1 protein-coding gene and 1 tRNA gene are annotated in these 511 nt (G+C 62.8%); one reads left to right on the top strand and one right to left on the bottom strand.

All coding sequences use genetic code 11. The annotated features are described in order from the left end of the window. On the bottom strand, positions 1-294 hold the full coding sequence (locus RAD16_RS40650) for a hypothetical protein (protein ID WP_458163652.1): 294 nt from the start codon (positions 292-294) through the stop codon (positions 1-3). A gap of 121 nt (positions 295-415) precedes the next feature. Here RAD16_RS40650 and RAD16_RS40655 point away from each other — a divergent pair. Next, positions 416-487, top strand: a tRNA-Arg gene (locus RAD16_RS40655). Positions 488-511 lie beyond the last annotated feature (24 nt).

Raw genomic sequence — 511 nt, forward strand, 5'->3', positions numbered from 1 at the left:
TCAAAAAGCTTTCCCGGCGTAGTAGACGTCCCACTCGGAAAAAGCGTCACGGAAGGCCCGTGCCCGCTGCCGGAGGTCGGACTCGTCAAGCACGTAAAGAGGCGATCCGTATTGCGACAACAGCTCGGTGACGGTCACCCCGGCCACCTCAACGATTCCATCGTCATCACGATCAGTCGATGCTGACCAGAGCGCAGGGTCCAATGCGTTAACGTCATCAGGCAAGGTCAGCCACTGCGGACCGGCAGCTGCGACGTCGGCGTGGACCGAGCCGGCAACGTGCATGTGCGTCATGGTTACACCTTGCCAGAGGCCACCGACACGATCGCAGAGTGTCCATGCTCGCGATCTTGAATGGCGAGCAGCCCACCGGTGCGCTAAACTCCACAGGTGGTCGGGGCCTTCGGGCCTGTCGGCTCCCGTAGCTCAGGGGATAGAGCACCGCCCTCCGGAGGCGGGAGCGAGGGTTCGAATCCCTCCGGGAGCGCTCGAGCTATGTCCTTAGCGGCGT

Source organism: Bradyrhizobium sp. 18BD (assembly GCF_054185225.1).

Coding starts and splice junctions, on each gene's coding strand:
- RAD16_RS40650 (WP_458163652.1), bottom strand. CDS start 294: ATGACGCACATGCACGTTGCCGGCTCGGTCCACGCCGACGTCGCAGCT.